Source organism: Buttiauxella sp. (genome assembly GCF_035271705.1).
Classification (GTDB): Bacteria; Pseudomonadota; Gammaproteobacteria; order Enterobacterales; family Enterobacteriaceae; genus Buttiauxella.
In genome coordinates, this window is sequence record NZ_DATERI010000158.1 from 1 (window position 1) to 7,915 (window position 7,915).

Consider the following 7,915-nt stretch of genomic DNA (forward strand, 5'->3'; position numbering starts at 1 on the left):
GTTGCTAGAATAAGTCGCCATAAGGCCCTCTGAAATTGTTAATTGGTAGCTTAGCCAAAAAATGGCACACATTGTAACCCTAAATCCCCCCCGCAGAGAAGATTGGTTAACGCAACTTGCCGATGTTATAACCGATCCTGATGAACTACTGCATATTTTAGCGCTTAACGCTGACAAAGAGTTGTTAGCGGGACGTGATGCACGCCGACTTTTTGCCTTGCGTGTACCGCGAGCTTTTGTCGCGCACATGGAAAAAGGCAATCCGAATGACCCATTACTGCGCCAGGTCTTAACCGCCAAAGAGGAATTTATTGCCGCACCCGGCTTTAGTACCGATCCTCTTGAAGAACAGCACAGCGTGGTTCCAGGACTGCTGCATAAATACCGCAACCGGGCATTGCTGCTGGTAAAAGGCGGTTGTGCGGTCAACTGCCGTTATTGCTTCCGTCGCCATTTCCCGTATTCCGATAATCAGGGCAATAAACGCAACTGGCAGGCAGCCATTAACTACATCAGCGAGCACCCAGAACTGGATGAGATTATCTTCTCCGGTGGCGATCCGTTGATGGCGAAAGACAATGAGCTCGACTGGTTGATAACCGCAATCGAAGCTATTGCGCATATTAAGCGCTTACGCATTCATAGCCGTTTGCCGGTGGTTATCCCGGCGCGTATCACTGAAACGCTAGTGGCACGCATCGCTCGCTCTCGGTTGCAGGTCATTTTGGTTAACCATATCAACCATGCCAATGAGATTGGGAATGAATTTAGAACCAGCATGGGCCATTTACGCCAGGCTGGCGTGACGCTGCTTAACCAAAGCGTATTACTGCGCGGTGTGAACGATAATGCGCAGACCCTCGCTGATTTGAGCAATGCGTTGTTTGATTCCGGAGTGATGCCTTACTACCTGCACGTGCTGGATAAAGTGCAAGGCGCGGCACATTTCATGGTGAGTGACGACGAAGCAAGATTGATTATGCGTGAACTTCTGACGTTGATTTCAGGCTATATGGTGCCAAAGCTGGCACGTGAAATTGGTGGTGAACCAAGCAAAACACCGCTGGATTTGCAACTGCGGCAGTCATAAAAATGTACGGTGAATGCCACTATGCTCATCCACCCTACAAATTTAAGTGTAGGGTGGGTAAGCGAAGCGTCATCCGCCGCAAATCATCAAATCAGTTCGGGCACTTATAAACTTGGCCGGTCATTTGGCTAGCAGTCGGAGCAAAGCTCGACAGCAAGTTTTGAGTTGGGCTGCTCACGCCATACAGCACGTTTCCACCCATTGCCGCTGCGTTATTACGCAGGGCATTTGCCGCGCCACGCATAGAGCCGCCTTCTTCGCCATGCTGCCCAGACAGCCAGTTGCTCTGTTCACCAGTAGCCGTGCCTAACAGTTGGCAGTTACTCGCCGGTTTTTCCTCAACAAAACGAACGTTCTGTCCGGCGGTACTCAGGTCATTGCTGGTACTGCAACCTGCCAGCAGCAATGCCGCCACAGCCATTCCTGCTGAAACTTTTATGCGCATGTTGTTCCCCGTAATCAATGCTGTATTCAGTGTAGTGAGCCATCGTCGCCCAGTATGTATGACCTTATACCAGACTGCGACCAAAAAGAAAAAACCCTCAGACATTTCTGCCTGAGGGTTTTCTTAACACGGTGCTTTTAACACAAGAGTGTTAGGGCAATTACATCATGCCGCCCATTCCGCCCATGCCACCCATACCGCCGCCTAAATCAGGTGCGTCAGATTTTGGCATGTCGGTAATCATGCACTCAGTGGTAATCATCAGGCCAGCTACAGACGCTGCGTACTGCAGAGCAGAACGAGTGACTTTAGTTGGATCCAGGATACCCATGTCGATCATGTTGCCGTATTCTTCAGTTGCTGCGTTGTAACCGTAGTTACCGTCGCCCGCTTTCACGTTGTTAGCAACAACAGAGGGTTCTTCGCCGCAGTTCAGAACGATCTGACGCAGTGGAGATTCCATTGCGCGCAGCGCAACTTTAATACCCACGTTCTGGTCTTCGTTCTGGCCACGCAGTTCAGACAGTTTGGACGCTACGCGAATCAGCGCAACACCACCACCTGCAACCACACCTTCTTCAACCGCAGCACGGGTCGCGTGCAGGGCATCTTCAACGCGTGCTTTCTTCTCTTTCATTTCAACTTCGGTAGCAGCACCGACTTTGATTACTGCAACGCCACCAGCCAGTTTAGCTACGCGCTCTTGCAGTTTTTCACGGTCGTAATCAGAAGTTGCTTCTTCGATTTGCTGGCGAATCTGAGTCACACGACCCTGGATTGCAACTTCTTCACCGTTACCATCAATGATAATGGTGGTGTCTTTGTTAATAACGATACGCTTAGCAGTACCCAGATCTTCCAGGGTCGCTTTTTCCAGCTCCATACCGATCTCTTCAGAGATAACGGTACCGCCAGTCAGCGTGGCGATATCTTGCAGCATGGCTTTACGACGGTCACCGAAGCCTGGTGCTTTAACAGCAGCAACTTTCACGATACCGCGCATGGTGTTAACCACCAGAGTAGCCAGCGCTTCGCCTTCAACATCTTCAGCGATGATCAGCAGTGGTTTGCCTGCTTTCGCAACGGCTTCCAGAACTGGCAGCATTTCACGGATGTTGGAGATTTTCTTGTCAGCCAGCAGGATGAACGGGCTTTCCAGCTCGATAGAACCGGTTTCTGGCTTGTTGATGAAGTACGGAGACAGGTAGCCACGGTCGAACTGCATACCTTCAACGACATCCAGCTCGTCTTGCAGGCCAGTGCCTTCTTCAACGGTGATAACGCCTTCTTTGCCTACTTTCTCCATCGCTTCAGCGATAAGTTGACCCACGGTTTCGTCGGAGTTAGCAGAGATGGTACCAACCTGAGCAATGGCTTTAGAGTCGGAGCAAGGAACAGACAGAGCTTTCAGCTCTTCAACAGCAGCGATAACCGCTTTATCGATACCGCGCTTCAGATCCATTGGGTTCATGCCTGCAGCAACAGCTTTCAGGCCTTCAGTAATGATGGACTGAGCCAGTACAGTTGCAGTGGTGGTACCGTCGCCTGCAGCGTCGTTCGCTTTAGAGGCAACTTCTTTAACCATCTGCGCACCCATGTTCTCGAATTTGTCTTCCAGTTCGATTTCACGCGCGACTGAAACACCATCTTTAGTGATAGTCGGTGCACCGAAAGATTTATCCAGAACCACGTTACGGCCTTTAGGACCGAGGGTAACTTTAACTGCATCTGCCAGTACGTTAACGCCACGCAGCATTTTCACACGAGCGTCATTACCGAATTTTACGTCTTTAGCTGCCATTCTTAACTTTCCTTAAATTCGTTTATGTTCGTTCAGTTTTTGCGCGAATTACGCTTCAACAATTGCCAGGATGTCGCTTTCTGCCATGATCAACACTTCTTCATTGTCGATCTTCTCAACCTTAACACCGTAGCCATCATTGAAAATGACGATGTCGCCGACTTTTACGTCCAGCGGTTGCACGTTACCGTTTTCCAGGATGCGGCCTTTACCGACAGCGATGATTTCGCCACGAGTTGATTTGCCAGCTGCACTGCCAGTCAGAACGATGCCGCCTGCAGATTTAGATTCAACTTCTTTACGTTTGACGATGACACGGTCATGTAATGGACGAATGCTCATGTGATAGCTCTCCTTTGAGAAAGTCTGTATCGGTGTTTGGGTAACGCCGGCCCAAAATGGGTTATCGGCTGGTGACCTGAGAGATGGGGATGCGCCTCCCCCCCTTCAAGGGGGGAAACAAAAAAATTTTCGATTTTTAGCGATTGTGACGATCATCATTCTCATGGTCGTCGAGCTGTTTAGGTGCATCATCTTTACGTTGATATTCACCGTCAAACGTTGAACCACCGCCAGTGCCCGCGCTAAAACCACCACCCGGAGTACGTGAGAAACGCAGATGCGGCATCAGTTTCAGGGTGAGATGTTTTTGTACTGGTGGCAATAACAGCAATAAACCGAGCAAGTCAGTGAAGAAGCCCGGCAACAGCAACAGTAGACCGGAGATGATGAGCGATACACTTTTAATCATCTCAGCCGCAGGGCTCTCACCCGACGCCATTTTTTGCTGCATCAGCATGAAATTCTTAAAACCCTGGTTGCGAACCAGTGACATACCAATAACTGAGGTGAATATGACCAGCACCAGCGTCAGGAAAACTCCCATCACGTGGGAGACTTGAATAAACAACGAAATCTCTATGTAAACATAGAGGAAAACGGCAATTAACGGTATCCAGCGCACCGTACACTCCTGTAGTTGGGAAAGACTGTAGCAAGCGCTATCAAGCACTTGCGGAAATAGGTTCGCCATTATGCGTAATCAGAGAAATGGCGACGCCGTAGTCAAAAATCAATCTACGCGCCGCATTATTTTTTTGGAAACTTTCTACAATTGATCGACATCACATATTAATAATTGTTATGTGAGATGACGTTTAATAAGTGATCCAGATTACTGCTTTTCTCTGTCATCAGCATATCATCACGGCGTAGGGACCGAATATGGACATAATCGTCGGTCTATTCATCACACGACCAAAGATCCTGTGCGTGCGGTGATCAATCATTGGCAGCGTTAATTAAGAAGGTTCACATGTTAAATAACATTCGTATCGAAGAAGACTTGTTGGGTACCAGGGAAGTGCCAGCGGATGCCTATTATGGTGTTCACACTCTGAGAGCGATTGAAAACTTCTACATAAGCAACAGCAAAATCAGTGATATACCTGAGTTTGTGCGTGGCATGGTGATGGTTAAGAAAGCGGCGGCAATGGCAAACAAAGAGTTACAAACCATTCCGAAAAGCATCGCAAACACCATTATCCAGGCTTGCGATGAAGTGCTAAATAACGGCAAATGTATGGACCAATTCCCGGTGGACGTTTACCAGGGCGGTGCTGGCACTTCCGTGAACATGAATACCAACGAAGTTCTCGCCAATATTGGGCTTGAGATAATGGGCCACCAGAAAGGTGAGTACCAGTATCTGAACCCGAACGACCATGTCAACAAATGCCAGTCTACTAACGATGCTTACCCAACCGGCTTCCGCATCGCGGTATACGCCTCTATTGTGAAACTGATTGATGCTATCAATCAGTTAGGCGATGGCTTCCAGCGTAAAGCTGTTGAGTTTGAAAACATCCTGAAAATGGGTCGTACTCAGCTGCAAGACGCTGTCCCAATGACACTGGGTCAGGAATTCCATGCCTTCAACGTCCTGTTAAATGAAGAAACACGTAACCTGCTGCGCACGGCAGAACTGCTACTGGAAGTTAACCTTGGTGCTACCGCAATCGGTACCCGTCTGAACACCCCAGAAGGTTATCAGCAACTGGCAGTACAGAAACTGGCTGAAGTCAGCAACCTGGCATGTGTTCCGGCTGAAGACTTGATTGAAGCCACATCAGACTGCGGTGCATATGTGATGGTTCACAGCTCGCTGAAACGTCTGGCGGTGAAAATGTCGAAGATCTGTAATGACCTTCGCCTGCTCTCCTCCGGTCCACGTTCAGGGCTGAATGAAATCAACCTGCCAGAACTGCAAGCAGGTTCTTCCATTATGCCTGCCAAAGTGAACCCGGTCATTCCAGAAGTGGTTAACCAGGTTTGCTTCAAAGTTATTGGTAACGACATCACCGTCACCATGGCTTCCGAAGCGGGTCAGTTGCAGTTGAACGTCATGGAACCGGTAATTGGCCAGGCGATGTTTGAATCTATCCACATCCTGACCAACGCCTGCTACAATCTGCTGGAAAAATGCATCAACGGTATTACCGCGAACAAAGAAGTGTGCGAAAGCTACGTCTACAACTCGATTGGTATTGTGACTTATCTGAACCCATTCATTGGCCACCACAATGGCGATATCGTCGGGAAGATTTGTGCTGAAACCGGTAAGAGCGTACGTGAAGTCGTTCTGGAGCGTGGGCTTCTAACCGAAGCCGAGCTGGATGATATTTTCTCAATAAACAACCTGATGCATCCAGTTTATAAAGCGAAACGTTATACAGATGAAAATGAACAGTAGACTTAACTGTGGTTAACAAAAAGCACGCCCAATAGGCGTGCTTTTTTCATTTGTGCGTTCAACAAAAACACAACATATAATTATCAAATAAGCAAACACAAGGAAGGGCATTATGTTTGGAGCAGAACTCGTTATCGTGCTTTTAGCGATATATCTAGGAGCCAGACTTGGCGGCATAGGCATTGGCTTTGCTGGCGGTTTTGGCGTATTGGTTTTAACTCTCGTATTTCATGTTAAACCGGGTGCAATTCCGTTCGATGTTATTGAAATCATTATGGCAGTTATTGCCGCGATTGCCGCCATGCAGGTGGCGGGCGGAATGGACTATCTGGTAAGCCTTGCAGAAAAATTACTGCGTCGCCATCCCAAATACATCACCTTCCTCGCCCCGCTGGTTACTTGGTCTATGACTATTCTTGCGGGAACAGGCCACACCGCGTTCTCTACGCTGCCGGTGATTACTGAAGTCGCGAAAGAGCAAGGGATCCGCCCATCGCGCCCACTGTCAATCGCGGTTGTCGCTTCACAAATTGCCATTACCGCCTCGCCGATTTCTGCGGCCGTGGTGTTCTTCTCGGGTATCCTTGAGCCAATGGGCATCAGTTACCTGACGCTGCTGGGTATCTGTATTCCTGTGACGCTCGTTGCAGTAATGCTGACAGCGATTGTTTGTAACTTCCTCGGCTGCGAGCTGAAGGACGATCCGGTATACCAGGAACGTCTTGCCAAAGGTGAAGTGAAATTACGTGGCACTAGCGAGTTTAAGCTCAAGCCACATGCTAAACGCTCTGTTCTGCTGTTCCTGATAGGCATTGTCGCAGTGATGTTCTACGCCACCGCCATCAGTGATACCGTTGGTCTGATTCAAAACCCAATTCTGCCGCGTAACGAAGCGATTGTGGTGTTCATGCTGACCATCGCCACGCTTATCTGCGTCACCTGTAAAATTGATACTGGCGAAATCCTCAACGCCAGCACCTTCAAATCGGGTATGAGTGCGTGTATCTGCGTACTGGGTGTGGCATGGCTGGGTGATACCTTCGTCAAAGGCCATATTCAGGATATTCAGGCTGTTGCGGGTGATTTGCTGCAAAGCTATCCGTGGTTGTTAGCGGTAGTGCTGTTCTTCGCCGCGACGCTGCTCTACTCCCAGGCTGCAACCACTAAAGCCCTGATGCCAGCGGCATTGATGCTTGGCGTGTCCCCACTGACTGCCATCGCCTCTTTTGCTGCGGTTTCTGCCCTGTTCGTCCTGCCGACCTATCCAACATTGTTGGCTGCGGTGGAAATGGACGATACTGGCTCGACTCGTATTGGTAAGTACGTGTTTAACCATGCGTTCTTGATTCCAGGTGTCATCGCCATTTCGTTGTGCGTCATCCTCGGCTTTATCGTCGGTGGCATGGTTCTGTAGATCTTTTAAAACACGGGTCGCACCGCGACCCGTTTAACGCCCTCCCTTCCCTCCTCCATGCTATAGTCAACCGCTGTGTCCCCAGATACGAGGTTAGCTATGCCAACTACCCAGGCTGTTGTCATCCTTTGTACTGCCCCAGACGAAGCCACCGCCCAGGAGCTTGCCACCCTTGTGCTGGCTGAAAAACTGGCGGCCTGCGTCACCTTATTACCCGGTGCCACTTCGCTGTATTACTGGGAAGGGAAAATGGAACAGGAATATGAGGTGCAGATGCTGCTTAAAAGCGATATCGACCATCAAGAAGCCTTGCTCGCGTGTCTCAAGTCGCATCACCCATACCAAACCCCTGAATTACTGGTTCTGCCAGTTTCCCACGGAGATAGTGATTACCTCTCATGGCTCTACGCATC

8 protein-coding genes are annotated in these 7,915 nt (G+C 49.4%); 4 read left to right on the forward strand and 4 right to left on the reverse strand.

Annotation, left to right across the window (positions count from 1 at the left end):
* Window positions 1–61: 61 nt before the first annotated feature.
* Complete coding sequence (gene epmB, locus VJY99_RS14420; protein WP_324119640.1) at window positions 62–1,090, forward strand: EF-P beta-lysylation protein EpmB; 1,029 nt, start codon at window positions 62–64, stop codon at window positions 1,088–1,090.
* A 91-nt stretch (window positions 1,091–1,181) separates the two neighbouring features.
* On the opposite strand, the gene VJY99_RS14425 is transcribed toward epmB, so the two are convergent.
* The 4 genes from VJY99_RS14425 to VJY99_RS14440 all read right to left on the reverse strand — a co-directional run bounded on the left by VJY99_RS14425 (window position 1,182) and on the right by VJY99_RS14440 (window position 4,300).
* Window positions 1,182–1,535 (reverse strand): DUF4156 domain-containing protein, encoded by a 354-nt coding sequence (locus VJY99_RS14425; protein WP_324119641.1) that lies wholly within the window; start codon window positions 1,533–1,535, stop codon window positions 1,182–1,184.
* A 160-nt stretch (window positions 1,536–1,695) separates the two neighbouring features.
* On the reverse strand, window positions 1,696–3,336 hold the full coding sequence (groL, locus tag VJY99_RS14430; protein ID WP_324119643.1) for a chaperonin GroEL: 1,641 nt from the start codon (window positions 3,334–3,336) through the stop codon (window positions 1,696–1,698).
* Between the two features lie 48 nt (window positions 3,337–3,384).
* The gene (locus tag VJY99_RS14435) at window positions 3,385–3,678 is read right to left on the reverse strand and encodes a co-chaperone GroES (protein WP_324119645.1); all 294 of its coding nucleotides are present in this window, start codon (window positions 3,676–3,678) and stop codon (window positions 3,385–3,387) included.
* A 136-nt stretch (window positions 3,679–3,814) separates the two neighbouring features.
* Entirely contained in the window at window positions 3,815–4,300 is a 486-nt protein-coding gene (locus tag VJY99_RS14440; RefSeq protein ID WP_324119651.1) for an FxsA family protein, read from the reverse strand.
* A 351-nt stretch (window positions 4,301–4,651) separates the two neighbouring features.
* Between VJY99_RS14440 and aspA the strand changes: the two genes are divergently transcribed.
* From aspA to cutA, 3 genes are all read left to right on the forward strand, one after another.
* Entirely contained in the window at window positions 4,652–6,088 is a 1,437-nt protein-coding gene (aspA, locus tag VJY99_RS14445) for an aspartate ammonia-lyase (RefSeq protein WP_324119647.1), read from the forward strand.
* Between the two features lie 112 nt (window positions 6,089–6,200).
* Window positions 6,201–7,502 carry an anaerobic C4-dicarboxylate transporter gene (locus VJY99_RS14450; RefSeq protein ID WP_324119649.1) on the forward strand — a complete coding sequence of 434 codons (1,302 nt, stop codon included), beginning with the start codon at window positions 6,201–6,203 and terminating at the stop codon, window positions 7,500–7,502.
* A 99-nt stretch (window positions 7,503–7,601) separates the two neighbouring features.
* On the forward strand, window positions 7,602–7,915 hold a 314-nt coding region (cutA, locus tag VJY99_RS14455), incomplete at its 3' end, for a divalent cation tolerance protein CutA (protein WP_324119650.1).

Bases quoted from the DNA above. Each gene is read 5' to 3' on its own strand.
- epmB (WP_324119640.1), top strand. From the start codon at position 62: ATGGCACACATTGTAACCCTAAATCCCCCCCGCAGAGAAGATTGGTTA.
- VJY99_RS14425 (WP_324119641.1), bottom strand. From the start codon at position 1,535: ATGCGCATAAAAGTTTCAGCAGGAATGGCTGTGGCGGCATTGCTGCTG.
- groL (WP_324119643.1), bottom strand. From the start codon at position 3,336: ATGGCAGCTAAAGACGTAAAATTCGGTAATGACGCTCGTGTGAAAATG.
- VJY99_RS14435 (WP_324119645.1), bottom strand. From the start codon at position 3,678: ATGAGCATTCGTCCATTACATGACCGTGTCATCGTCAAACGTAAAGAA.
- aspA (WP_324119647.1), top strand. From the start codon at position 4,652: ATGTTAAATAACATTCGTATCGAAGAAGACTTGTTGGGTACCAGGGAA.
- VJY99_RS14450 (WP_324119649.1), top strand. From the start codon at position 6,201: ATGTTTGGAGCAGAACTCGTTATCGTGCTTTTAGCGATATATCTAGGA.